Source organism: Pontibacter arcticus (genome assembly GCF_003284895.1).
In the GTDB taxonomy this organism is placed as follows: domain Bacteria; phylum Bacteroidota; class Bacteroidia; order Cytophagales; family Hymenobacteraceae; genus Pontibacter; species Pontibacter arcticus.
The window spans coordinates 170918-196451 of sequence record NZ_QMDV01000001.1; the positions used below are offsets into that span (position 1 = coordinate 170918).

Below are 25534 nucleotides of genomic sequence, written 5' to 3' on the forward strand. Positions count from 1 at the left end.
ACCTGACTTATAGTTGCCAGTCGTCGGCGCGTGCCTCCGATTGCTGGCGCTGTTTTAGTAATTTATCACTAAATGTACTGTATTCTGCCGCAGGAAGCAAATCCTTTAAAACGGCCAGCGCATCGTCTGCATAGCTGTATAATCCCTGGTTTATACTTTCCAGGGCATAGGCTTTTTGCAGCTCCGCCGACTGTGCATTATAGGTGATGCCAGCCAGTAAAATATTATACGCGTTCTCTTCTTTCGGTTTATACCTGCTGAAAAAATCGGCTGCAGCCAGCACTACTTCTTCTTTATACAACAGCATTTTCAGGGCTTGTTCGTAACGGGTTGCTGCTTCCTGGGTGCGTCCTTTCAGGTCGGCCACGCGAGCCCTGTAGTATAAAGTTAAACGTTTGTCGCGCTCTGTTAAGTGCAGGTTGTTCATGCGGGAAAGCAGCACATCGTAGTTTTTGGTTTCGAGCCATACTTTCATTTGCTGCACATTAAGCTTCGAGCGCAACTCGCCTTCCGGTTGCAGTTGCGGGCCAGCTTCTTTCAGCAGGTCGTTTGCTGTTTTCCATTTTCTTAGATTGATCAGGTAATCGATGCGGGCAACCAGGGCACGGCGTTTCAGGTCTTTGTCTTCAACAGCATCCACTAACTTATTTACCTCCTCAAAAGTAAGGCGTGGCAGGTACGTGAGCAGGAACGTTACTTTATCTTCATCAGCACCTATTGCAAGTATAGATGATACATTCTGACGAAGCACAGTGGCAAGTTTTTGCGCTACCTCAATAACTGGTTTGTTGCCGGTAAAGCCTACTTCCTCCAGGGCTTGTACTGCTTTGGCTGGTTGGTGGGCCATGGCGTGTGCATACCCTTCCGAGATGTACGATTGCGGGTTGCCCCGGTCTTTTGCCTGTTTAAAGTATGCTGCTGCTGCCCGGTAGTTGTTCTCTTCCATCATCCAGATACCCAGCGCATCGTAGTAATAACCGCTTCGTGCGGAAGCAGCCAATGCCAGGTTCTCTACAACTGTCCTTGCTTCTTTGGGCTGGCCGTTATAGTGCTGCACAAGGCCTTTCAGGTAAATCAGGCTTTCCTGGAACAGCTGGTTATCAGGCTCGGCAATGTAGGCATTGATGGCAGCCAGGCGCGTTGTATCAGCGGTGTTAAGCGTGCCGATGGTCTGGTTATAGAACAGCGTAAAATCCTCTACCTGTTGCAATGAATCCGGCACGAAAGCATCTTTTGCATCGGGCTGCTGACCGATCAGCTGGCGCAATAAAGCGGCGTTGCTGCGTAGAGTAGTATAGTCGCCTTTGCTATCCTGAAGCAGTTCTCTGGCTGGCTCCAGCATAGCTTGCTTGGTATAAAAAGCCAGCCGGTTGCTTTTTACAAAATCTTCGTTGCTGCTGTATTGCTGAGCCAGGTCAAAGTAATAATCGGTGCTATCGGTTATACTTGTCTGGGCGTACAGCAGGGCCATGTTGTTGTATAGTTCGCCGCTTTCCGGGAACTTAGCAAGGCCTTCGCGCAGCACATACATCTTCTCGAAAAAGAACTCTTTGCCATCATACAGGTTAGCCAGCCGGATGTATAACTTTGGATTGGGGCGCTTCACCACCGCATTTTTCAGGCGGATAATTTCGTTGTTCGATTCCTGGGCCGCACGGTGCATGCCGGCTAAACTGTAATTGGCTTTTACGTTATCCGGGTCGTAGATATCGCTTTCTTCGTAAAAGCGGGCCGCCAGCATGTGGTTGTCGGAAGCACGGTACAGATCACCCAAATAATTGTAATAGCCGGCTTTTGCATAAAAGTAAACCCTGTATTGCGTGCGCATCACGAGTATGGCCGTCAGTACAGTTCCTACAATCAGAAAAGCAAAAAGCGAGAAGGATTTGGGCTGGTATACCACTTTATATACCTGCAAACGCTCTTCCAGTAACCTACTGAAATTAACCAGCACATACAGCAGAAAAGCAAAGCCAAAAGCCAGGTGCGTATACACGATCACATCATGGTACATCACTGTAAGCGAATCGTTGGCAGTGGCGTAGGCATAGCCTATACTTAGAAAAGCGACCGTTGCAAAAACCAGGTATAGAACAGCCCCAACAGGTTTAAACCGGAACAAGCCGCCGTAATAAGCTTCGCGCTGGCGCATGCCCCAAAAACCCGAAATAGCCGAAAGCAGCAGCAACACGTAGCCGTTTATGTAAAAGATATCAAACTCAACATAGCCCATGTGCCGCAGGTAAAGCAGCGCCAGGTTCAGCAAGTATAAAAAGCTGATAAGCAGGAATTGCCAGATACTGAAGCGTCGCTCTGCCGTTTTGGCTTGTGTGTTTATCCAGAGCAGCGCATTCACGTTTTCGTAGGCTACCCAAAGTATAAATAGCACGGTTGCCACCAGAAAACCGATGCTACTGTAATTAACAAGGTGCAGCGTTATAAGCGAAGCCGGGAATTCGGACTCGGTATAGATCAGCAGGCCAAGTAAAATCTCCACGCCAAGTATAGCTACCACACGCCACAGCAAACTGGTTGTTACCCAGAATGCCTGAAACCCGTAACTGGCTATCGCTAAAACGATGATGCTGATCACGAGCATGGTCTGGCCTGTTTCGCTGCCATAAACGCCCAGCGCATCCATGTTAAAGGTTGCCAGCAAAAGCATCAGCAGGGCCATCCCGCCAAAATAAGCAGACCGTTTCATGGCACTGATGGTGGCAATATAGAAAGCCAAACAGATAGCCAGAAACCCCAGCATAAAGGCGGCAGGCGTTGTTCTGAAAACGGGTTGGGCAATATCATACTGCTCCAGCAGCAGGTAGCCGTCGGCAGTCAGGGTGAAGGTTTCGAGGAGGTGTGTACTTTCGTGTACTGGCAATGGCACCACCTGCAGGTCCGAGATTTTATCCCAGGCAAAAGCCAGGTCGTTTCCGGTAATGTAATGATAGGCCCCCAGCAGCAATGCCGCTATACTCAGGCCCAGTATAAAAAGATAGGGATACTTCGTATGAGTATCCCAACTTTGCCAAAACTTAATTTTATTCATAAAGGGCTATAGATTACTCCAGCACTTTTGGCACCCGGAAGTAATCAGAGTCTTTTTTAGGTGCGTTTGCCAGTGCCTGTTCGTGTGATACGGTATTTTGCGCCATATCGTCGCGCAGCACGTTCACTTCTTCCGACATGTGTACCAGTGGCTCCACATTTTCGGTATCGAGTTCGCGCAGCTGGTCTACCCAGTTCAGGATCTTGTTCAGGTCCTGGAGCATGTCCTGCTCTTTTTCATCGTTAAACTCCAACCTGGCTAAGTGCGCTAATTTCCTGATAGTCTGAATATCTGTTGACATGGGTACTGGTATGTTTTGTTAATTCTGTTTGAATGATCTGAAATACTTTTTCTTTTAAAACCGGCAGGTCGTTTAGCGTCAGGCCGGTGGTGTCGATCGGCTCGTGCACGATCATCTTCAGCGGGTGCCAGCGTATCTTTAGTTTACCATCTAAGTCGGGCATAAAATGCTGGTTATACGGCATGGTAACAGGCACTAAAGGCAATTGCTTTTCGATGGCCAGTTTAAACGGACCATCCTTGAAAGGCAACATCTGTTCGCCGGCGGTAGTTGGTATGGTGCCCTCTGGAAAAATAACCAGGCTCCTGCCCTTCTCCAGCGACTGCACCGATTTTATGTAGCTTTTAGCACTGCTGATGGCACTTTTACGATCTACTGAAATATAGAGCTTATCGTATACTTTACCCCAGAGCGGAACTTTGGCCAGCGAGCTTTTGCCTACAAAGTTAAGAAACCCCGGGATAGCCCGCAGCATCATCGGGATATCGAGGTAAGAACTGTGGTTAGGTGTAAAAATATAGCGTTGCTTCGGGTTGAGTTTTGTACGCCACTCTACAATAAGCGGAGCCAGGAACATCCGCAGGAAAATATGTGACCACAACCGGTTTATGTTATGTACATGCTTGTACCACTGTGGCTTCCGGATTAAAAAAACCTGCAACGGATACGTTACAACAAACGGCACTACAAACCAGGTAATGCACCAGGTAGTATAAATGCGCTGCGACAGGTATTTTAAAATTTTCATTCGTTCAAATGTAATAATATTCGGGCATTGTTCAACTCTCCAAAAACCACCTGCGCTACAGGATAATTCAATTTAGAAAATGTTAGCCGGAAAATTTGCAGTCAGCCCGCTTAAACTGATTTTTTTCTGATGAATTATGAGATCGTTGCTAGTATAAGTTATACTTTCTGAAGTATGAATATTGATCAGATTTATACTTTGTTAACAGCAATGTAGCTACCGCAAGTATAGCTTACTTTACGCCCAATATAAAAGCGGCTTTCAGGATGCCGGCTACGCTGATGGCATCGGTTATTTTATTGGTGAGCGCCATTTCCAGCGCTTCTTTAAAAGGCAGCCGTTTAATGTGCAGTTCTTCGGTTTCTTCGAAAGCCGTTTCGCCGGCGGTCAGTTCCTCGGCCAGGAAAACAAAGCCTTCCTCGTCTGTTACCGAGTTGGAGGTATGTAGGCGGCAGATGTTGGTCCATTTGGCAGCGGTAAACCCGGTTTCTTCCTGCAACTCACGCTTCGCCGATTCCAGTATATCGTTCTCGATCAGGCCGCCGCCCATCGGTATTTCCCAGCTATATTCGTTTAACGCATAACGGTACTGGCCTACCAGGTAAGTATACCCTTCATCATCAATCGGGATAATGCCGATGGCCTTGTTTTTCATACTGACTACGCCGTAAATACCTTCGCCACCTTTGGGGTTCAGTACCTGGTCTTCGCGTACTGTTATCCACGGGTTCTGGTAAATCGCTTTTGTTGAAAGGGTGGTCCAGGGATTGTGCGTTTCGTCGATCATAGCCATACTTTGTTGCACTGCAAAGATAAAGAGATTGGCGGAAGCAAGACCGGTTTATACTTAGATTCCGTTTTGGAAAGTATACTTTATACTTGGTTTTGAGGATAAACTAAAGTATAAATCCTGGTTGTAAGTTAATTTCAGATACTGTCAAACCCACCCCTGCCCCTCCCAGGAGGGGAATTGTTCTGTAGGAGTAAATATACCCCTTCCCTCCTTCAAAGGTTAAGGTCGTTTCATTCTATAAAACAGAGCCTGAAAACTTTCTGTCATTCTGTTAAGAAACCTGCCAGAAATAGAGGGCCCCTTCCCCCGGGAGGTTAAACCATTGCTACTGGCTCACAAGATCCTTTAAGGATGACAAAAAAGGAGAATGAAACGATCCTAAACTTCAAAGGGGAGAATTTCAGGAGCAAGTATAAACTCCCCTCCCTGGAGGGGTTAGGGGTGGGTAAAATTTTTGAGCAGCGCCCAAGCGCAACGTAAAAACTAGCTTTTCCTGGCAATCAACTCCATTTCTACCTGCGCACCCAACGGCAGCGAAGCCACGCCAATGGTAGTACGTGCCGGGTATGGGGCCGTAAACTGAGTTTCATAGACGGCATTCATGGCAGCAAAATCGGCCATATCCGTCAGAAAAATATTTACTTTTACCACATCATCGGGCGTCAGGCCGGCTGCAGCGAGTACGGCAAACAGGTTCTTGAAACATTGCGCGGTCTGGGCGGTAATATCACCTTCCAGCAGTTTTCCGGTAGCAGCATCTATTGGCGTCTGGCCCGATAAGTACACCAACTCACCGGCCTCCACGGCATGCGAATAAGGACCAACAGCAACGGCATCCGGGGCAGTAAAAGCTTTTCTTCTGGACATAAGGTTTAGATTTTAATTAAGATTTAAGTGAAACACGTAATTCATTGTTCATTATCACTAATCTGGCTAAACTTTTCCTCGGTAACAGACTTTGTTTGTGCGAGTGCTGAAAATGAGGTTAAAACCAGATGATCAGCTTTATACTCCTAATGACCAGTTTTTTAGACCTGTCACCACACTATTGCATTATGTATATAGTAAATGTGCCATCAATTACATCCCTCAAAAGATTATTTTCATTTACTTTAGGTATTTCTCTCTCAAGAAAAACCTGCGAGGGAAAACACCTCCACAAACTAATATCCTGTTAAGTACTTGATAGCTGCCTCAACTTCCGAAGCTTTTCCAGATCTGATATCATGCAGGTTTGGCTCTACAAGTATTTCAGGCTTTATCCCAACTCCATGATAGGGGCTTCCGTCTCTTTTCATAACTTTCATACCTGTCCAGGTTGTCTGTTGCTTCCCAATACCCGAGAAGTTGATATTGCCGTTTGTAGAAGCGGTGTACCAGCCAATTGTTTTACCGAGTTTGTAGTGGTCAATTACTTCAGCACAGGTTTCGCCGTAGCTGAAAGTATGGTGCCCTATTAGAAAAACTTTGGCCGCATTTAAATATTTACCATTTGGTTTAATAACATATTTTCCGGTCGGCTTATACTTCACATTTACCTGGTCCGGGAACGTGTAATGCGGAATAAACCAGTTTCCTGTTTCTACTTCCGCTTTTATAAAGTATGGCAATACGCCTGTTAAAAAATTAGCAGAAGGCCGCGTTCTGAGATCTACAATAATACCTTTTGCCTGTTTCAACTCAGTTAGGTTTGTTTCTATTTCCTTTTCATTTAGAGTGGATGCATCAAGTAGGTAAATATTATTATCGAGCTTCCGGATGGTGGCAGGCTTTACCACTTTTTTTAACTTCGGATTCCTGCTCAGCATAGCATCTTTTCTGTTACCAGCACTGTCTGTAATCTTTAAACTAACTGTCTTCTGCCAACTCAAAACTCTTTCACCTGCTATCAAATCAAGATTATGCTCGTCGGCCGAAGAAGTATACTTTTTCAGATTCTCAACAGCTACATTCGCTTCGACTGAATCAATTTTTTCTAAAATATCTCCTTGTTGAATAGTGGTATCAGTCATATTTACTTTGGTAACAACTATTTGTCCTTCTATCCAGCCTGTTTCTATAGCTGGTAAAGTTGGTCTTTTATAGATACCGATGCTGTTTGAGTTTGCAATATTGGCATGTCCGTCTTTTAAGGAAGCGATAAGCGCATACTGTAGTTTTGCAAAGCTATTTTTGTCCATCGCAGGTGAGGCCTGCTTCATCGTCCGAAAGAAAACTTTATTCCAGCCTCCTGTATTTTCGAGATATGGATGAAAGTGTTGAAATATGTTCCAGAGAATAACCAAGTTGGCAATTCTGTCGTGGTGCAGGTTTAGGTTGGGCTTATACTTTTTGCGGTGGCGTTTGTAGGCTTGATTGTTTTCATAGTTCTTCTCCGTTAACACAAGTGGTAAAGAACAAAACAGATCTTCTCCGATCTGGGCAGAATAAAGGCTGTCTACAGGAAGGATAGTACCTGCTGTTACTAAATGAAAGTATGTCTGCTGGTCGGCTTCCAGCGTTTTGCTTTTATACAATGAGCTAGTTATAATTCTTGAAACAGGAGGCAAATCTTGTTTATCCTGCCCGAGCCCTTCATGATAATTGTAGTAATACCGACCGGAACTTTCTGTAGCATCCAATGTACTTTGCAAAGCTTTTTTACTTAATATTTCTGCTGCTTCCGGGTTGCTGCTGATTTTCAGCAACGGAGCAATAGGTCTGAAAAAGGCAGTTAGGGAATCTCGCAGTGCTACACTATTCTCTGCACTTATTATTTTCTGAGTACCGGCTGTGGCAACAAAATTCCAGTTTATATGCTCCTTGTCTTTTAATGGATAAAAGTATTTTACGTACCCATACACTTTGGCAAAAGCAAACAGGTTATCTACTTGCCTGTCTGTTAAGGTACTGTCTGGAGTATAATGATTTGAATTTTTAATTTTGGCAACGCGCTGTGCCAACGATGCAAAAGGACTATTGAGAAAGAAGATAAACAGAAGAACTGATACGAATGCAGATGTTAGTTTCATTTAGAATAAATTGTAACTGGAGGCTGGCTGTACTTTTCGTTCCTATACTTTCAGGTTGATAGTTGCTTTACTTAGGATTCCGGTTTACCCTGTCAGGTTGCAACAGGCATAAAATTAACTTCCTTTTTTTAATATGCTGTTCTATTCTTATTCTAATTACGTCCTAGTATAGTGCTGCCCCCTCAAAGAAAAAAACCCTGCCGCAAGGGCGGCAGGGTTTTCTAACAACTAAACTATATCTCTACAAAGCGCCTTCTTTAATTTCATCCACCACATCCGGATCGAGCAGCGTAGAAGTATCACCTAAATTAGAAGTATCGCCTTCGGCTATTTTGCGGAGGATGCGGCGCATGATCTTGCCGGAGCGGGTTTTGGGCAGGCCACTCACGATCTGAATCTTATCGGGCTTGGCAATTTTTCCGATCTTCTCCACAACCGTTTCGATGATTTCGGCGCGCAGCCAGTCTTCCCGCTCCGGTATGTCTTTACAAATCACGAAGGCGTAAATCCCCTGGCCTTTTACATCGTGCGGGTACCCCACCACAGCAGATTCTATCACGTGCTCGTTGTGGTTGATGGCCTCTTCAATTTCGGCGGTGCCGAAGCGGTGGCCGGATACGTTGATCACATCATCTACACGACCAATGATACGGTACAAACCATCCTTATCGCGCTTGGCACCATCGCCTGTAAAGTATAAATTTTTGTACGTGGAGAAGTAGCTGAGGCGCGCGCGCTCGTGGTCGCCATAGGTGGTGCGGATCATGCCCGGCCACGGAAATTTAATGCACAGGTGGCCTTCTACTTCGTTTTCGGTTATTTCGGAGCCGTCGCTGTTTACAAGTATGGGTTGTATGCCCGGAAGCGGCAGGGTGGCGTGGGCCGGTTTCATGGGTGTAACGCCCGCCAGCGTCGAGATCATGATGCCGCCGGTCTCAGTTTGCCACCAGGTATCTACCAGCGGACAGCGCTCCTTGCCTACGTGGGTGTGGTACCAATGCCAGGCTTCCTCGTTTATGGGTTCGCCCACCGAGCCCAGCACTTTCAATGAGTCTAAACTATACGAAAGTACATCGTCAATATCGCCGGCCATTAACGCCCGGATAGCCGTTGGCGCCGTGTAAAAAATTGTAACGCCAAACTTATCCACAACCTGCCAGAAACGCCCCATATCCGGGTACGTCGGCACACCCTCGAACATCAGCGTAGTAGCACCCGAAAGCAACGGACCATACAGCAAATACGTGTGGCCTGTTACCCAGCCAACATCGGCGGTACACCAGTAAATGTCGCTTTCCTGGTACTGGAACACGTTACTGAACGTGTACTGCGCCGATACCATATACCCGCCGCAGGTATGCACCACGCCCTTGGGTTTGCCTGTAGAGCCCGACGTATAGAGTATGAACAGCATGTCTTCGGCGTCCATTTCTTCGGCAGGACACTCTTTGGATACATCTTTTACTTCGTCGTGGTACCATACATCGCGGCCTTCCACCATGTTCACGGCCCAGCCCAGGCGCTCTACTACAATTACTTTTTCTACGGATGGGCAGTGCTCCAGCGCTTCGTCTACCACGCGTTTTACGGGTATCTGTTTCGAGCCACGGTTCAGGCCATCCGAGGTCAGGATCATTTTAGCGCCGGCATCGTTAATTCTATCGGCCATAGCAGAAGCAGAAAAGCCGGCAAAAATAACCGAGTGCACCGCTCCAATTCTAGCACAGGCCAGCACAGCAAATGCCAGCTCTGGAATCATTGGCATGTAAATACACACGCGGTCGCCTTTCTGTACGCCGTTCTTTTTAAGCACATTCGCAAACTGGCAAACGCGCTCGTATACTTCCTTGTAGGTAAACCGGATATACCGCTCTTTGGGGTCATTGGGCTCCCAGATAATGGCTAGTTTGTTACCACGCGTTTTCAGGTGGCGGTCCAGGCAGTTTTCTGTTATGTTAAGCTTTCCGCCCTGAAACCATTTTATACTTGGTTCTTCAAAATTCCACTCCAGTGTTTTGTCCCACTTTTTGCGCCAGGTAAAGGTATCGGCTATACTTTCCCAGAACGCTTCCGGGTTATCTACACTTTGCTGGTAGGCTTGCTGGTATTCTTCAAAGGTTTTGATCTGAAAGTTGTTGTCCATGCTGCTGTTGGTTTAGCTTAGAAAATGTCAGTTTATACTTTTGAGATGCTCTTTGGCGATAAGTTATTTTTATACTTTACAGGAAAGCGTTGCCGATCTTTCGTTCGCGCAGGCTGTCGTGTATTTCGGTCAGGATGGCCGGGTCGTCGATGGTAGACGGAATGGCGTAATGCTCGCCGTCGGCAATGTTGCGCATTATTTTCCGCAGGATCTTGCCGGAGCGTGTTTTGGGCAGCCGTTTAATAACCAGCGCACTTCTGAAGTAGGCCACCGCCCCTATTTTTTCGCGGATCAGCTGGATCAGTTCGCGTTCTATATCGCTTTCGCTGATGGTCTGGCCGTCTTTTAACACCACCAAACCGATAGGCCGCTGCCCGCGCAGTTCATCCGAAATGCCGATAACGGCACACTCGGCTACCGCCGGATGCGACGAAACCATTTCTTCCATCTCGCCGGTCGATAACCTGTGCCCCGATACGTTAATCACGTCATCGATCCGGCCCATGATGTACACATAGCCGTCTTCGTCAATGTACCCGCCATCGCCTGTCATGTAATACCCCGGAAAGCGCTCCAGGTACGATTTGCTGAACCGGTCATCGTCCTGCCAGAGCGTAGGCAAACAGCCCGGAGGCAGCGGCAGCTTAACAGCTACATAGCCTTCCTGCGCCGGAATAAGCGCCTGCCCTTCTTCGCCCAGAATCTCTACTTTATAGCCGCAAACCGGTTTTCCGGCAGAGCCCGGCCTTGGCTGTATCAACCCGTAGCCTACCATGTTCGCTACCATCGGCCACCCGGATTCTGTCTGCCACCAATGGTCTATTACGGGTACTTTCAGCATATCCTTGGCCCAGTAATAGGTAGCGCTGTCGCAGCGCTCGCCGGCCAGGAACAGGTACTTGAGCGAACTCAGGTTATACTTTGTTTTATACGTTCCTTCAGGGTCTTCTTTCTTGATGGCGCGGATGGCAGTGGGTGCAGTAAATAAAACCTTAACCTGGTGCTCCTGGATCACGCGCCAAAACGTACCAGCATCCGGCGTACGAACGGGTTTACCTTCAAATAAAACAGTGGTACACCCATGTATTAATGGCGCATACACCAGGTACGAGTGCCCTACGGCCCAGCCTACATCTGAAGCAGCCCAGAACACATCGCCGGGGTCAACGCCATACACGGCTTTCATGCTATACTTTAAAGCGACCGCGTGGCCGCCGTTATCGCGTACAATACCTTTGGGTTTGCCCGTAGTGCCGGACGTATAAAGTATGTAAAGCGGATCGTGGGCATCTACCGGAACGCAGTCTGCGGGCGTGGCATTTTGCAGCAGTTCGTTGTAATCGAGGTCGCGGCCCGGTTGCATGGTGGCTTCCACGTACGGGCGTTGCAGGATAATGGTATGGTTAGGTTTGTGGCGGCTTTTCTGAAGGGCTTCGTCGAGCAGCGGCTTGTACGGGATGTGCTTGTCAAACTCGATTCCGCAGGAAGCAGATATCACCACTTTCGGCTGCGCATCATCAATCCTGACGGTCAGTTCGTGTGGTGCAAACCCACCAAACACCACCGAGTGGATGGCTCCCAACCTAGCACAGGCCAGCATCGCGATCATTGCCTCCGGAATAACAGGCATGTAAATAACTACCGTATCGCCTTTGCCCACACCCAAACTGCTTAAACCGCCTGCAAATTTTGCGACCAGATCGCGTAGTTCTGTGTACGTATACTTCCGGATGGTATCGGTTACCGGGGAATCGTAAATGAGGGCAGTCTGGTTGGCGCGGCCGTTTTCCACGTGGTAATCCAGGGCAAGGTAAGCGGTGTTTAGCTGGCCGCCTTTAAACCAGCGGTAAAAGCCTTTTTCATCTTTGCTCAGGACCTGCTCGGGCTCCCGGAACCAGGCAATCTGCTTCGCTTGTTCTCCCCAGAAACCTTCGGGGTCGGTTATACTTTGCGCGTAAGCGGCGGCATACGTTTGGTGTATTTGCTTTTCTTTTTCCATCGCTCTGTTGCTTTAACTGTTCTCTTCGCTTTGCGTCAGCTCTTTTATTTTCTCCATCAGGAAGCGGGTAGAAAAAGGCTTTGGTATGTAGAGGTCTGCCCCTGCTTCGTAGCCTTTTTTAATGTCTGCTTCTTTTGTTTTGGCACTCAGGAAAATCACTTTAGCACCTTCCATTTTTGCTTGGCTCCGGATGTAGCGGCATACTTCATACCCATCCACATCAGGCATCATAATATCCAGCACAATTATCTGCGGCAGTTCGCGGTCCACGCTCTCGATCGCTTCGGTACCGTTGCGGGCAATGTATACTTGGTAGCCACTTTTGCGCATCAGAAACTCCAGCGGCATCAGTATACTGGGCTCATCATCCACTACCAGCACTTTCCATTTTTTGCCTTCCTTTTTCATGTTTATACTTTGGCTGCTTCTTCTTTTACGTGTACCGGTACTACAAAAGAGAACCTGGCGCCTTTGCCAACTTCACTCTCGACCCACATCTGCCCTTTATGCGATTCTATTATTTTTTTGCTGATGGCCAGGCCAAGCCCGCTGCCTTCGGGCTTGCGTATGTTCTGGTTCTGGGCCTGGTAAAACTTATCGAATACCTGTTTTTTAGCTTCTTCGTCGATGCCTTTTCCATTGTCTGATACATTGATCTTGATCATACCATCCAGGTAATACCCCGATACGGAAATCTGTCCGTTGTCCGGGTTGCAGAACTTGATAGCATTCGAAACCAGGTTTACCATTACCTGTATCAGGCGGTCGCGGTCGGCACGGATGGCAGGCATTTCGTGCTGCACATCTACCAGCAGTTCTATGTTTTTTTCCTGCACCAGGCTTTCCAGCGCGTCCAGCGATTCCTGCACGATTTCTTCGATCCGTACCTCCGACAGGTTTAATTCATACTTGCCGGATTCAAATTTTTCGAGGTCGAGCACGTGCGTGATCAGGCGGGTGAGGCGCTCGGATTCTTTTACAATAGTGTGCAGGAAATGCTCCTGGTCTTCTCTGTCCAGATCTGGGTTATCATATAGTATTTCGGACAAGGCGCGGATAGAGGTAAGCGGCGTGCGCAGCTCGTGCGTAACCGTAGACAGGAACTCGTCTTTCTGCTCATCCAGTAGCCTTAGTTGTTCGTTGGCACTGCTGAGTTGCTGGGTTGCTTTGCGCAGTTCCAGCGATTTGCGGCGCAGCTCGTTGTTAATAGAAATAAGCTGCTGCGACTCTCTGAGGATGTGCAGTACCTCGTCTATACTTATCTTTTCTTCTTTAGCCACGGATGCCACCATAATGCGCGCCGACGATGACCCGATCACACCGGCCAGCAACTTTTCGGCATACGTTACCAGTTTGGGATCTGCTTTGCCGGTTGCATCTTCGGGTTCGGGGTATTTTCGGCGGTATGTTTTAAGGGCACTCTCGGCTCTTTTCTCACCTAAAAAATTAACCAGCAACGATCTTATATCCGGGATGTAAGCAGTGCCTTTCCAGACGATGGACGTTTCGAAAACGGTGGAGTATTTAAAGATATCGACAAAAACTTCGGCCTGGTTACGCTCCTGGGAGGTTTGCCGGGTAAGTAACGACACCCCAATGTATAAACCGGTATTCAGGAACATGCTCCAGAACATAGCATGCGAAATGTAATCCATCCCTTCCAGTCCAAACAACTCAAAGGGTTTCAGCCACGAAATGCCCAAAGGCCCTTCGGCAAGTATAGTGGCAGGCAGTAAGCCCACCCCGACAATAGACGGAACCACCAAGGTATAAAACCAAAGTATGGCTCCAACCAATATCCCGGTCAGCGCTCCGTAGCGTGTGCCTTCTTTCCAGAAAATGCCTCCGATAATAGCCGGTGCAAACTGGGCCACTGCCGCAAACGAAACCAACCCGATCTCGAGCAGAGAATAATATTCGGCTACGCCCTTGTAGTATAAATAAGCGAGCAGCAACACCAACAAAATACAAAGCCGGCGGCTGTACAAAAGTATAACAGTCAGTTTGTGTTGATAGCGGTTTTTGAGCGCCGGAATGCCCACCAGCAGCGGCATGATCAGGTTGTTGCTCATCATCACACTTAAAGAGATAGTAGCGACAATAACCATACTGGTGGCTGCCGAATAACCGCCCAGGTATACCAGCAACGCCAGCAGGTCCTGGCCCTGGCTTAACGGAATGGCCAGCACAAACATATCCGCATCTACCGTACCGTTCCGGAAAAGCAGGTCGCCGCCAAAAGCAATCGGAAGCACGAAAATATTGATCGCAAATAAGTATAACGGAAAGAGCCACATGGCTTTATTCAGGTGTTCTTCGTTTACGTTCTCTACGACAGCCACCTGGAACTGGCGCGGCAGAAAAAGAATTGCCATCATAGACAATACGACCATCCAGAACCATTGTGCGTAGCCACCTTCGGTTTTAAACGACATCAATTGCTCAAAATCCGGGAGCGATCTTGCCTGCCGCATGATATCATCAAATCCTTTAAAAACGCCGTAGGTCACAAAAACGCCGGCCACCAGGAAAACCACCAGCTTTAATACCGATTCAAATGCAATGGCCGTCACCATCCCTTCGTGCCGCTCGGTTGCCTCTACATGCCGCGTACCATACACAATCGTAAAAAGGCCCAGCCCCAGCGTTATAAAAAAAGAAGTATCCGGAAACGCTTCTGTTGCGCCAGCCCTTCCGGTAAGTATAAACAAACTGCTGGCAATGGCTTTTAACTGGATAGAGATATAGGGCACAATACCCAGCACACAAATAATGGTAGCTATACTTCCCAATTTTACATCTTTGCCATACCGTGACGAAATAAAATCGGCGATGGTGGTGATGCGCTGTACTTTACAGATGCGGATGATCTTGCGTAGTACCACCCACCAGAGCGGCGCCATTAAGGTGGGGCCAACATAGATAGCCAGGTACTCCAGGCCACCCAATGCCGCCCGGCCTACGCTGCCGTAGTAGGTCCAGGCGGTGCAGTAAACGGCCAGCGAAAGGGCATAGATATACGGGTTCGCCACCAGGCTTCTGCCAGCTGCAGAGCGCCTTTCGGCCCACGAAGCCAGCCCGAAGAGCAGTGCCAGGTAACAAAACGAAACCGCAATAACCAGCCAGTAATTCATGTGTTATTTCTGTTTTGTTTTTTTGATGCGCTCCCTTTCCACGAACCACGCAATAGAACCAATACATGCCAGCCAGGCCAGCATCAGGTAGAAGTATAAAAGCGGCACGCCCATTATCACTTTACTCTTGTTAAAAATGGAAAGCACCGGATAATTGAGCAGCACCAGAAACAGCGCACTGATAAAGAATAATCGCCTGCCTTTCACTCTATCGCGCATAGGGTCGTTCTTTACTTAAAACAGAAATTAGTTGGGTTACTGCTGCTCACTTTGCTTAATAATTTTGCCTGAGTTTTATGTTGCTATTGTTAACTCACTCCTAACCCCTCTTCGGAAGTGATTTCTTGATAGAATCAGGATGCCAGCTCCTTATGGGGAGCAGTTATATGATGACTTAAGTTAGCGATACCAGGCGTAAATCACACCTGTTTTACAAGGAAATGGTTAACCGGCCATTTTTACCGATTAACCATTTTATACTTTTATCTGATCTATACTTCTGCTAATGATGCGATACGGCAGCGCCAGCACCACGCGGAACGCGGATGTCTTCGATCAGTTCCTGCACATGCAGTGGCGGTGGCGGCGTAAAGCGGGATATCACAAAAGATACAATAAAATTCAGGATCATCCCAACCGTACCAATCCCTTCCGGCGAAATACTAAAGAGCCAGTTATCCGGTGTGTTAAGCTCGGGGCTGATGAATTTAAAGTATGAAATGTAGGAGATCGTGAACACCAAACCTGTGATCATGCCCCAGATAGCGCCCTGTTTGTTCATGGTTTTAGAGAAGATGCCCATGATGATAACCGGGAAGAACGATGCCGCTGCCAGACCAAAGGCAAACGCCACTACTTCGGCTACAAAGCCCGGCGGGTTAATGCCAAAGTATCCGGCAATTACCACAGCTACGGCTGCTGCCACACGGGCTGCCAATAGCTCTTTCTTTTCGGTAATATCCGGCACAAACGATTTTTTGAGCAGGTCATGCGCAATGGATGTGGAAATTACCAGTAACAGACCAGCCGCCGTGGAAAGCGCTGCTGCCAGACCACCCGCCGCTACCAGTGCAATAACCCAGTTTGGCAGCTGAGCAATTTCCGGGTTGGCCAGCACCATGATATCCTTGTCAATGGTGAGCTCATTTACGGCAGGATCTTTTACATATTGCACCAGGCCATCGCCGTTTTTATCTTCGATGCCGATAAGCTTTGTTTTCTGCCAGTTGCCTACCCACTGCGGCATAGAATTGATCGGTTTATCGACAGTCGTGTTCAGCATATTATACATCCCAAAGGCGCCTACTGCAGGCGCAGCCGTGTAAAGTATGGCGATAAAAATCAAAGCATAACCAGCCGATAAACGTGCATCTTTTACTTTTGGTACGGTAAAAAAGCGCACGATTACGTGAGGCAAACCGGCCGTACCTACCATTAACGCGGCCGTGATAAAGAACACATCTATCGTAGATTTGCTGCCATCCGTGTAAGCCGTAAAGCCGAGTTCTGTGAGCATACCATCCAGTTTATCCAGCAGGTAGCCTCCTTCTTTCAGTTCGCTGCCTAAACCAAGTTGCGGAATAGGGTTGCCCGTTAAAAGGATGGAAATGAAAATAGCCGGCACCATGTATGCAAAGATCAGCACGCAGTATTGCGCTACCTGTGTATAAGTAATGCCTTTCATACCGCCTAGTACAGCATAAAAGAGTACGATGATCATCCCGATGATAACACCGGTCTCAATCTGTACTTCCAGGAAACGCGAGAACACAATACCCACGCCACGCATCTGCCCGGCCACATAGGTAAACGAGATAAAGATGGCGCACACAACAGCCACCAGGCGGGCAGTTTTGGAATAGTAACGGTCGCCTACAAAATCCGGAACGGTAAACTTACCGAACTTGCGCAGGTACGGTGCCAGCAACAAGGCCAGCAATACATACCCACCCGTCCAGCCCATCAGGTAAACAGAGCCGTCGTAGCCCATAAACGAGATCAGGCCGGCCATCGAAATAAAGGAAGCGGCACTCATCCAGTCGGCGGCGGTTGCCATACCATTGGCCAGCGGGCTTACGCCGCCACCGGCTACGTAGAATTCTTTTGTTGATCCGGCACGCGACCAGATCGCGATGCCAATGTAGAGGGCAAAACTAAGGCCCACAATCAAATATGTCCAGGCTAAAATGCTCATGGTTTTATACGTTTAAAGTGTGGATCAATTAGTCTTCGTGTACATCAAATTCCTGGTCGAGCCGGTTCATCATCCATACATAAATAAAGATAATGACCACGAAAAAGTAGATGGAACCCTGCTGTGCAAACCAGAAACCCAGTTTAAAACCACCCAGCCGGATCGTGTTCAGTTCATCGACGAAGACGATGCCGAACAAGTATGAAACCGCGAACCAAAGGCCCAGCAGCGTGAGCAGGATCCGGACGTTGCGTTGCCAGTATTCCTGCATTTTCTTTTTATGATTTTCCATATGTGTTAAGCGTTAAGTTCTGTGTGAGATGCTTATAAATAGATCATCGCCTGCAGGGTAATTTCGGGGCGGTACTTCAGGTTGTTGATATTGGTGTAATCGGGGCGGTTGCGGTAATTGAGCGTGAACTTGGCATGGTGCCCTTCCAGGTACACATTAGCACCTATATCCAGCACTTTGGCCGGTACTTTGTCGCCGCTGTTGTCGCGCAAGCCTTCAAAATTGTTGTAGCTGAAAGCGCCGTAAGGTTGCAGCCTGGCTTTCTCTCCGAGCAGATCTTTCGGAAGCAGGTAACCCACCTGGGTGTAGAGAATATTACCGGTACCAACAGTTGGGTAAGCATTGCCACGCAATGCGCCGCCCCCTGTAGCCGGATTCATAATCCCGATGCTGCGCACATAATCTCTTCCGAAATCATAGTTATAATACACGGTATAAGCTGTAAGTGCCGTACCCGATTCCTGGTTTAAAGGCAGATCCAGGAAGGCATCCACACCAAAAAGATCGATGTTGGTTTTAACGGTATCCTGGGTTAAACCGCGTTGCTCGGCGTGCCAGGCACCATCGCCGTGGTGCATAAAGCCAGCACCAATGTTAAACACTTTTTTAGTACCCAGGTAAGTGCCCACCATGTAAGGCAACAGGTTAGATTCCTGCTCCAGGAACTGGTAATTAAAATAGCCCTGGTATACTTTCTTATTGTTCTCAGGATTATAATTGGAGGCTGATGTTATCGTTCGGCCCAGCGTGGTAGAGAAGGCATCGTTTACCGCTACCCGGTAATCCAGCTTGCCCAGTTTACCTTTGGCATATACCCCGATCATGCGCGCAAACTGGTCGGTGGCATCGATGGTAGGCCAATTAAAGATAGGTGCATCGATGGCCATGAAATTAAGGGTACTGGTATTGGTCATACGGGAAATGCCGTTCCAGTAATGCAGCCCGGCCCCAACCGAGAGTGCGTTACCAAACACTTTATACTCGGTGTAGGCATCGTGCAGAAACAACTGGGGCTTTTTCCCGTCTGTAGCTGCCAGACCGCCGCTCACTGCATTCTGGTTGTTAATACCAAAGTGCGATACAATTAAAAAGCGTGGCGATATCTGGGCGTAAAGCAATACACGGGAACGGCGCAGGCCAAAGTCGAGGGTATTGTCCTGTTGCTCGTTGTTGCGGATAGAACCCGAGTTGTTTTCGTTGTACCGCGCCCAGACCTGGTGCCAGGTTATAAAACGGATATACTTGGAGCCATCATCGTTTAAAGGCACTTTTATACCTCCTCCGTAGAGCGTAGACCCCTGCGCTTTCGCGCTTCCACCTACACAGCAAAGCAATAGCCCTGCTGCTACCATTCGTAACAGTTTTTTCATTGGTATACAGGATGTTAAAAGGTGTAAGGAGAGGCAGCTGTTTCCCCGGTTAAGTAATCTATATTATGTAAAAAATTACAAGAAAGGTAAACGCGGGTATATATTTGGTAACTAACTATACTTTTTACCTAAAAGCGGATAGTCGCACCCCCCAGAAAAAAGAAGATTACCAGCGAAAGCTGAAAATTAAGAAGCGAAATAGTGGTTGTTGGTAATGTATAGAAACCGGTTACCTGAACCGCAAAGCAGGTTAATCCTTGAAACGTGTCCATTTGATCATCATGTATTTGTCGCCCAGCTCGGTTATCATCATGCCGGCTCCTTTCAGGTTGCTGCTGTTTTTGAGGTGCTCAACCAGCTCGGCGTGGTTCAGGATTTTGTAGGTTGGATGGTACTCGGTTTGCTCCGGCGCTTTGATTTTATACTTCTTCACCCAGTTCATGATCGATACATGGCTGATGCCGAGGATGCGTTCTATCTCGCGGTAACTGATGCCTTCGATGTAAAGCTGCAGGGCTTTGGTCACATAATAACTGTCGATGCCTTTGCCAATTTTATTTACCGTGAAGTAATAAGTGCACTTTTTACAACGATACCGCTGCCGATCATTGATGATACCACTTTTTACAACCTGAAGAGAATCGCATTTGGGACAGGCAGGATTTTTCATCTGTAACTGAAGTATAAACTAAATTGACACAATAGCTATATCAAATTAGCATAACTATAACAAATTAGCAAGAAAATAATCTATCTATATAATTGTAAATCAATGTATAAACACTGATAGCTATACTTTACACTTCTGCTACAGGAATTCGACTTTCTTCCAGAAATCAAAAAACCTGGCTGATACAGCCAGGTTTTTTGATTTTTATACTTTATAAGTTGAAGTTGTTCAGTGTTTTTTTTGATGAATCAATCTCCGCTTTCCTTACGGTGTGTTTTTACCAGCAAGCGCCTGCTGGTGAAAGTATAGTTGAGAGTAAAAACATCAGAATGGCAGGAAGTAAAAGGCCCAACTATTATAGCATTATAGTTGCGCAGGGAAAAGAATTCGTAATTCGTAATTCGTAATTCGTAATTCTATATCACATATCCCGTACAGAAAGCAACACCTCATTATACTTGTCTGTGTTTTGTAGAAAACGTGCGATCTTCTCTCCTACTTCGTCGGGGCTTGCCAGGTCGCCGTTGGCTTTGTATTCCCTGAACTTCTGCACCGTACTGAACTGGCCTGCATCGGCTTCCCGGATATTTTCCTGCATACCCGTATCTACCACACCCGGCGACAGAGAGAATATTTGCACATTGCTGCCACGCACCTCCTGCTCTTTCTGCATGGTCATGGACAACATATCCAGCGCCGCTTTAGAAGCGCAATAAGCTGCCCAGCCATCAATCGGGTATTTGCCGGCACCTGAGCTTATGTTAAGTATCACTTTTGGGCAATCCAGTACGCGGTATACTTCCAGGAAGGTGTTCATGAGCATGGCAGGCACGATCACGTTTACGTCAAACACAAACTCAAAACGCTCGTTCGCCATCCCCTCGCCTACATACCCGATGTCTCCGAGCACGCCGGCATTGTTTACCAGCACCAGTTTTTCAGCATCTTTGTAAGGCAGAAACACTTTTTGCAGGTTATGCTCCACTGCTGCAATATCCGAAAAATCGAGGGGCTGGTGGCGGTAGTTGGGGTGTTGTATGGTGCTGGTTCGGCAAACGCCCACCACATGGTTATTTTCGTCTTTCAGTAGTTCTTCGGCTAGTGCTTTGCCTATGCCTTTGCTGGCTCCGGTGATGATGTAGTAGTTCACAGTCTTATTAAGTTAGAAAGTTAGAAGGTCGAAAGTTAGAAAAGTATACATTCAGGAGTACGCAGGAAGGCTGGATCAGGGTTAAAAAGGGTTTGTGTTTTGATATGGAGTAAATGATTTTAGAAACTGCTGCAAGTATAAAAACTCACCAGTTAAACCCACTCCTAACCCCTCCCAGGAGGGGAATTTATACTTGTACTATCATTTACCTCATCTTAAGTAGATGGAGTAAAAGAGAAAGCCAAAAAAACACTAATTGTTGAAATGATTGCTGGTTCCCCTCCTCGGAGGGGTTAGGGGTGGGTTACTGCAACACACGATCAACCCTTAAAACAAAGCCAAAACAAAAGCCGGCACCTCTGCTTTCGCAAAAATGCCGGCTTTTATACTTTATTCGTAACTCGTAATTCTTAATTCGTAATTATAAAATATACTGGCTTAAATCCCTGTTTTTCACCATATCGGAGAGGCGTTCTTTTACCAGTTCGCGGGTGATCACGATTTTGGCATTGGCTCCGATGATGTCCGGCACATCAAAAAGTATGTCGTTCAGCAGGCGGCTCATGATGGTTTGCAAACGGCGTGCGCCAATATTTTCTACTTCGGCATTTACTTCGTAAGCCAGGCTTGCAATCTCGTCCAGCGCTTCGTCGTTAAAGGTAAGCTCCACATCCTCGGCAGCTAAAAGCGCTTCGTATTGCTTCGTTAGTGCGTTTTTCGGGAACTTCAGGATCTGGTAGAAATCGTCTTTTGTCAGGCTCTGCAACTCTACCCGGATCGGGAAGCGGCCCTGTAACTCCGGAATCAGATCTGATGGCTTGGCTACGTGGAACGCACCGGCTGCAATAAATAGAATATGGTCTGTATTGATAACGCCATACTTTGTATTGACAGAGCTTCCTTCCACAATCGGGAGCAGATCGCGCTGCACGCCTTCGCGGCTTACATCCGGGCCTCCGCCTTTCTTGCTCGAGCTGGCTACTTTATCAATCTCATCAATAAAAATAACGCCCGAATTTTCAGCTTTAAAGATCGCTTCTTCCTTTACTTCATCCATGTCGATGAGCTTGGCGGCTTCTTCATCTAAAAGTAATTTGCGGGCTTCCGCGATGGTTACTTTGCGCTTTTTGGTTTTCTTGGGCATCATGCCGCTGATCATCTCCTGGATGTTCATCATGGAAGCTTCATCCATGCCCGGCCCCATAATGCCTACGCCCGGCGCCCCGTTGTGCTGAATTCTGATTTCAATTTTGCGGTCTTCGAGTTCGCCGTTCTTTATCTTTTCCCGAAATTTATCGCGGGTGCGCTCGTTCAGTTCGTAATCAGAATCCGGAATGGCATCCGGGTGCGCAGCCATACTTATCGGTGTGGTAGAGCGGCCCTGAATGGGTGGAATCAACGCATCCAGTATAATTTCCTCTACCATTTCGGCGGCCTGCACTTTTACTTCTTCTTTTTTGCGCGTCTTTACCATGTTCACGGATTGCTCCACCAGGTCGCGTACCATACTTTCTACGTCGCGGCCTACGTAGCCAACTTCGGTAAATTTGGAGGCTTCTACTTTCGTGAAAGGTGCATCGGCAATTTTAGCCAGGCGGCGCGCAATTTCTGTTTTACCAACGCCGGTTGCCCCGATCATCAGAATGTTATTCGGAACAATTTCGCGGCGAATGTTTTCGTCTGCATTCATGCGGCGCCAGCGGTTACGGAGCGCGATGGCTACGTTGCGTTTGGCGTCTTTCTGCCCGATTATATATTTATCCAGCTCAGCTACAATCTGTGCCGGTGTCAGGTGTTCGATATTATCTAACATAGTTTAAGCTGTTACAAGTATAACGTTCCGTGCTTTTATACTTTTAACACGGAACGTTTCTAACTGTTTTCTATTGGCCTGGCCTATACTTTATTCTTTACTGCAAACCGTATTTTATACTTTACAAAGTATAGCCTGGGACCGAAACCATTATTCTGTTATTGCTGCTTTTGCATCTTCGGTTACCACCAGTTTTAGTGGGTTTTTCACCTGGTCTTTCAGCAACGCAATCTGCACTACTTCGTCTACGCGGTCCACGAAATGAATCTGGATGCCTTTGATGTAATGTGCCGGTATCTCGTTAATGTCTTTCCTGTTTTTCTGGCAAAGTATAACATCCGTAATGCCGGCGCGCTTGGCTGCCAGAATTTTTTCTTTGATGCCGCCTACAGGCAATACTTTTCCGCGCAGGGTAATTTCACCGGTCATGGCGAGGCGCGATTTAACTTTGCGCTGTGTAAACACGGATGCGATAGACGTAAAAATGGCAATACCCGCCGACGGGCCGTCTTTTGGAACAGCGCCCTCCGGGAAGTGAATATGCAGGTCATACTGGTCGAACAGGCGGTAATCAATATCCAGCAGTTCAGCATGCGCTTTCAGGTACGTGATTGCCGTCATAGCTGATTCTTTCATCACATCACCCAACTGCCCCGACAACGTTAATTTGCCTTTGCCTTTGCTCAGCAGCGATTCAATGAAAAGTATATCGCCACCTACCGAGGTCCAGGCAAGGCCGGTTACCACGCCTGCCGTATCAATATCCTGGTAAATTTCTTTGTCGAAGATCTCAGACCCCATGATCTTCACCACATCTTCGGGCTTAATGGTTTTGGCATACTCTTTATCCATTGCCTTTAGTTTGGCTGTGTTCCGGATGAGCTGGCCCAGCTTACGCTCCAGGTTACGCACACCCGACTCGCGGGTATAATCTTCGATCAGTTTCTGAATGGTGCCTTTCGCCAGTTTCACATCTTCATCCAGCAGGCCGTGGTCTGCTATCTGCTTGGGTAAAAGGTGGCGCTTGGCTATCTCCATTTTCTCTTCGATAGTATAACCTGTCAGTTCGATGATTTCCATACGGTCGCGGAGAGCAGGCTGTATGGTTTCGAGTGAGTTGGCTGTAGCAATGAACAAGACTTTGGAAAGGTCATACTCTACATCCAGGTAGTTATCCATAAACGTATGGTTCTGCTCCGGGTCCAGCACTTCGAGTAAGGCCGAAGACGGATCGCCGCGGAAATCAGAAGCCAGTTTATCGATCTCATCCAGTATGATTACGGGGTTAGATGAACCGGTCTTTTTTATCTGGCTGATGATCTTGCCGGGCATAGCGCCCACATACGTACGGCGGTGTCCGCGAATCTCTGCTTCGTCGCGCACGCCACCCAACGACATTCTGACATAAGTACGACCCAGCGCTTTGGCAACAGAGCGGCCCAATGATGTTTTACCAACGCCCGGAGGTCCGTACAAACAAAGTATAGGCGCTTTCATGTCGTTCTTCAGCTTCAGTACAGCCAAATATTCCAGGATGCGCTCCTTTACTTTCTCCAGGCCATAGTGGTCGGCATCCAGTATCTTTTTGGTCCGGTTCAGGTTGAAATTATCCTTGGTGTACTCGTTCCAGGGCAGATCCAGCAAAAACTCCAGGTAGTTGACAGACAGTGGATATTCGGCGGCCTGCGAGTTTAAGCGGGCCAGTTTTTCAATTTCTTTTTTGAAATGTTTCGCAACTGCTTCCGGCCATTTCTTTTTGGCAGCACGCTCCCGGAAACGCTCTATTTCCTGGTCCGGTCCTTCCTGGCCCAACTCATCCTGCAGCACTTTTATCTGCTGGCGCAGGAAATAGTCGCGTTGCTGCTGGTCGATGTCGGTGTGTACTTTGGTATGGATCTCCTGCTTCAGTTCGAGCAATTGTATCTCGCGTAACATCAGCTGCAGCAACATGGTACCGCGCTCTGTGCCGTCGTTTACTTCGAGGAGCTGCTGCTTCTGGGCAACTTCCACGTTCAGGTTACTCGATAAAAAGTGCATCAGGAAACTCGGGCTGTCGATGTTATCCAACGCTACCTGCGCCTCCTGCGGAATTTCAGGGTTCAGTTTCATCACTTTGGCCGCCGCATCTTTCAGCGATTGTACCAACGCTTTTACTTCTTTCACCTTTTTATCCATCGGTGTTTCCTTGCACAAACTCACTTTGGCAGCCAGGTAAGGATCTTCCTGGGTTACTTCTTCTACCTTAAAGCGATTCTGACCCTGAATGATAATCGTGGTATTGCCATCAGGCAGCACCAGCATTTTCAGGATCTTAGCAATTGTGCCAATTTCGTAGATATCTTCGGCAGTCGGGTCGTCGCTGTTGATGTTTTTCTGGGCAACTACGCCAATGATTTTATTTCCTTTATGGGCTTTGCGCACCAGCCTCACCGACTTTTTGCGGCTAACGGTAATGGGCAACACCACACCCGGAAATAAAACGGTATTACGAACCGCTAAGAGTGGCAGCTCGTCGGGCACATCTTCTGCCGCTATTTGTTCTTCCGCATCAGCCGTGATAATGGGAATCATGTCGTCTTCTTCTTCGTCGGCTATATTACTTAGTAGCAAATTATGCAAAAAATTCTTGAGTGTATAGTTCATATAGTAGTAGTGCCATTCTGGCAGAAAATTCAGCTGTGGTAAGCTGATTTCGATCGTGTGCTTATAATTTCAAGACTTGTGCCAAGCCTGTAAAATTGCCTGTTTTCTCTGACATACTTGTAACTTTTCTAGTTTAACTCACAAAAAGCGGCAGTACGCGGCAGGGGTATTGTGTAAATATAGCGTAAAATTTATATCTTTGATTTTCAGGTTGAAACTACTGAGGC

The 25534-nt window shown here is 47.5% G+C and carries 19 protein-coding genes; 1 reads left to right on the top strand and 18 read right to left on the bottom strand.

The window, feature by feature from the left end; translation table 11 throughout:
* Positions 1-7: 7 nt before the first annotated feature.
* The 4 genes from DP923_RS00760 to DP923_RS00775 all read right to left on the bottom strand — a co-directional run bounded on the left by DP923_RS00760 (position 8) and on the right by DP923_RS00775 (position 4882).
* Positions 8-3046 carry a tetratricopeptide repeat protein gene (locus DP923_RS00760; RefSeq protein WP_112303678.1) on the bottom strand — a complete coding sequence of 1013 codons (3039 nt, stop codon included), beginning with the start codon at positions 3044-3046 and terminating at the stop codon, positions 8-10.
* A 13-nt stretch (positions 3047-3059) separates the two neighbouring features.
* On the bottom strand, positions 3060-3347 hold the full coding sequence (gatC, locus tag DP923_RS00765) for an Asp-tRNA(Asn)/Glu-tRNA(Gln) amidotransferase subunit GatC (RefSeq protein WP_112303679.1): 288 nt from the start codon (positions 3345-3347) through the stop codon (positions 3060-3062).
* Complete coding sequence (locus tag DP923_RS00770; RefSeq protein ID WP_239020892.1) at positions 3289-4095, bottom strand: lysophospholipid acyltransferase family protein; 807 nt, start codon at positions 4093-4095, stop codon at positions 3289-3291. Before DP923_RS00770 ends, gatC begins: the two co-directional genes overlap by 59 nt.
* Before the next feature lie 232 nt (positions 4096-4327).
* A complete protein-coding gene (locus DP923_RS00775; RefSeq protein ID WP_112304750.1) occupies positions 4328-4882 on the bottom strand; it encodes an NUDIX domain-containing protein in 555 nt (184 codons plus the stop codon).
* A 357-nt stretch (positions 4883-5239) separates the two neighbouring features.
* Here DP923_RS00775 and DP923_RS16855 point away from each other — a divergent pair, with 357 nt between their 5' ends.
* Positions 5240-5368 carry a hypothetical protein gene (locus tag DP923_RS16855; protein WP_262510376.1) on the top strand — a complete coding sequence of 43 codons (129 nt, stop codon included), beginning with the start codon at positions 5240-5242 and terminating at the stop codon, positions 5366-5368.
* A 3-nt stretch (positions 5369-5371) separates the two neighbouring features.
* On the opposite strand, the gene DP923_RS00780 is transcribed toward DP923_RS16855, so the two are convergent.
* From DP923_RS00780 to lon, 14 genes are all read right to left on the bottom strand, one after another.
* Positions 5372-5755, bottom strand: a complete 384-nt coding sequence (locus DP923_RS00780) for a RidA family protein (RefSeq protein WP_112303680.1) — start codon at positions 5753-5755, stop codon at positions 5372-5374.
* A gap of 296 nt (positions 5756-6051) precedes the next feature.
* The gene (locus DP923_RS00785) at positions 6052-7899 is read right to left on the bottom strand and encodes a S41 family peptidase (RefSeq protein WP_125047602.1); all 1848 of its coding nucleotides are present in this window, start codon (positions 7897-7899) and stop codon (positions 6052-6054) included.
* Between the two features lie 241 nt (positions 7900-8140).
* The gene (gene acs / locus DP923_RS00790) at positions 8141-10042 is read right to left on the bottom strand and encodes an acetate--CoA ligase (RefSeq protein ID WP_112303682.1); all 1902 of its coding nucleotides are present in this window, start codon (positions 10040-10042) and stop codon (positions 8141-8143) included.
* A gap of 76 nt (positions 10043-10118) precedes the next feature.
* Positions 10119-12041 carry a propionyl-CoA synthetase gene (locus tag DP923_RS00795; protein ID WP_112303683.1) on the bottom strand — a complete coding sequence of 641 codons (1923 nt, stop codon included), beginning with the start codon at positions 12039-12041 and terminating at the stop codon, positions 10119-10121.
* A gap of 12 nt (positions 12042-12053) precedes the next feature.
* Positions 12054-12449 (bottom strand): response regulator transcription factor, encoded by a 396-nt coding sequence (locus DP923_RS00800; RefSeq protein WP_112303684.1) that lies wholly within the window; start codon positions 12447-12449, stop codon positions 12054-12056.
* Between the two features lie 2 nt (positions 12450-12451).
* Positions 12452-15175, bottom strand: coding sequence for a sensor histidine kinase (locus DP923_RS00805; RefSeq protein WP_112303685.1), 2724 nt, complete (start codon positions 15173-15175; stop codon positions 12452-12454).
* Between the two features lie 3 nt (positions 15176-15178).
* Positions 15179-15394 (bottom strand): hypothetical protein, encoded by a 216-nt coding sequence (locus DP923_RS00810; protein WP_112303686.1) that lies wholly within the window; start codon positions 15392-15394, stop codon positions 15179-15181.
* A 283-nt stretch (positions 15395-15677) separates the two neighbouring features.
* Entirely contained in the window at positions 15678-17369 is a 1692-nt protein-coding gene (locus DP923_RS00815) for a sodium:solute symporter family protein (protein ID WP_112303687.1), read from the bottom strand.
* Between the two features lie 28 nt (positions 17370-17397).
* Positions 17398-17661, bottom strand: a complete 264-nt coding sequence (locus DP923_RS00820) for a DUF4212 domain-containing protein (RefSeq protein WP_112303688.1) — start codon at positions 17659-17661, stop codon at positions 17398-17400.
* Positions 17662-17693: 32 nt separating this feature from the next.
* A complete protein-coding gene (locus DP923_RS00825; RefSeq protein ID WP_207801919.1) occupies positions 17694-19031 on the bottom strand; it encodes a hypothetical protein in 1338 nt (445 codons plus the stop codon).
* 250 nt (positions 19032-19281) lie between these two features.
* Complete coding sequence (locus DP923_RS00830; RefSeq protein WP_112303689.1) at positions 19282-19701, bottom strand: IS1/IS1595 family N-terminal zinc-binding domain-containing protein; 420 nt, start codon at positions 19699-19701, stop codon at positions 19282-19284.
* Positions 19702-20122: 421 nt separating this feature from the next.
* Positions 20123-20851: an SDR family NAD(P)-dependent oxidoreductase gene (locus DP923_RS00840; protein ID WP_112303691.1), complete on the bottom strand. Its 729-nt coding sequence runs from the start codon at positions 20849-20851 to the stop codon at positions 20123-20125.
* A gap of 421 nt (positions 20852-21272) precedes the next feature.
* Entirely contained in the window at positions 21273-22664 is a 1392-nt protein-coding gene (gene hslU / locus DP923_RS00845; protein WP_112303692.1) for an ATP-dependent protease ATPase subunit HslU, read from the bottom strand.
* Between the two features lie 150 nt (positions 22665-22814).
* Entirely contained in the window at positions 22815-25307 is a 2493-nt protein-coding gene (lon, locus tag DP923_RS00850) for an endopeptidase La (RefSeq protein WP_112303693.1), read from the bottom strand.
* Between the last annotated feature and the right edge of the window lie 227 nt (positions 25308-25534).

Coding starts and splice junctions, on each gene's coding strand:
- DP923_RS00760 (WP_112303678.1), bottom strand. CDS start 3,046: ATGAATAAAATTAAGTTTTGGCAAAGTTGGGATACTCATACGAAGTAT.
- gatC (WP_112303679.1), bottom strand. CDS start 3,347: ATGTCAACAGATATTCAGACTATCAGGAAATTAGCGCACTTAGCCAGG.
- DP923_RS00770 (WP_239020892.1), bottom strand. CDS start 4,095: ATGAAAATTTTAAAATACCTGTCGCAGCGCATTTATACTACCTGGTGC.
- DP923_RS00775 (WP_112304750.1), bottom strand. CDS start 4,882: ATGATCGACGAAACGCACAATCCCTGGACCACCCTTTCAACAAAAGCG.
- DP923_RS16855 (WP_262510376.1), top strand. CDS start 5,240: ATGACAAAAAAGGAGAATGAAACGATCCTAAACTTCAAAGGGGAGAAT.
- DP923_RS00780 (WP_112303680.1), bottom strand. CDS start 5,755: ATGTCCAGAAGAAAAGCTTTTACTGCCCCGGATGCCGTTGCTGTTGGT.
- DP923_RS00785 (WP_125047602.1), bottom strand. CDS start 7,899: ATGAAACTAACATCTGCATTCGTATCAGTTCTTCTGTTTATCTTCTTT.
- acs (WP_112303682.1), bottom strand. CDS start 10,042: ATGGACAACAACTTTCAGATCAAAACCTTTGAAGAATACCAGCAAGCC.
- DP923_RS00795 (WP_112303683.1), bottom strand. CDS start 12,041: ATGGAAAAAGAAAAGCAAATACACCAAACGTATGCCGCCGCTTACGCG.
- DP923_RS00800 (WP_112303684.1), bottom strand. CDS start 12,449: ATGAAAAAGGAAGGCAAAAAATGGAAAGTGCTGGTAGTGGATGATGAG.
- DP923_RS00805 (WP_112303685.1), bottom strand. CDS start 15,175: ATGAATTACTGGCTGGTTATTGCGGTTTCGTTTTGTTACCTGGCACTG.
- DP923_RS00810 (WP_112303686.1), bottom strand. CDS start 15,394: ATGCGCGATAGAGTGAAAGGCAGGCGATTATTCTTTATCAGTGCGCTG.
- DP923_RS00815 (WP_112303687.1), bottom strand. CDS start 17,369: ATGAGCATTTTAGCCTGGACATATTTGATTGTGGGCCTTAGTTTTGCC.
- DP923_RS00820 (WP_112303688.1), bottom strand. CDS start 17,661: ATGGAAAATCATAAAAAGAAAATGCAGGAATACTGGCAACGCAACGTC.
- DP923_RS00825 (WP_207801919.1), bottom strand. CDS start 19,031: ATGAAAAAACTGTTACGAATGGTAGCAGCAGGGCTATTGCTTTGCTGT.
- DP923_RS00830 (WP_112303689.1), bottom strand. CDS start 19,701: ATGAAAAATCCTGCCTGTCCCAAATGCGATTCTCTTCAGGTTGTAAAA.
- hslU (WP_112303692.1), bottom strand. CDS start 22,664: ATGTTAGATAATATCGAACACCTGACACCGGCACAGATTGTAGCTGAG.
- lon (WP_112303693.1), bottom strand. CDS start 25,307: ATGAACTATACACTCAAGAATTTTTTGCATAATTTGCTACTAAGTAAT.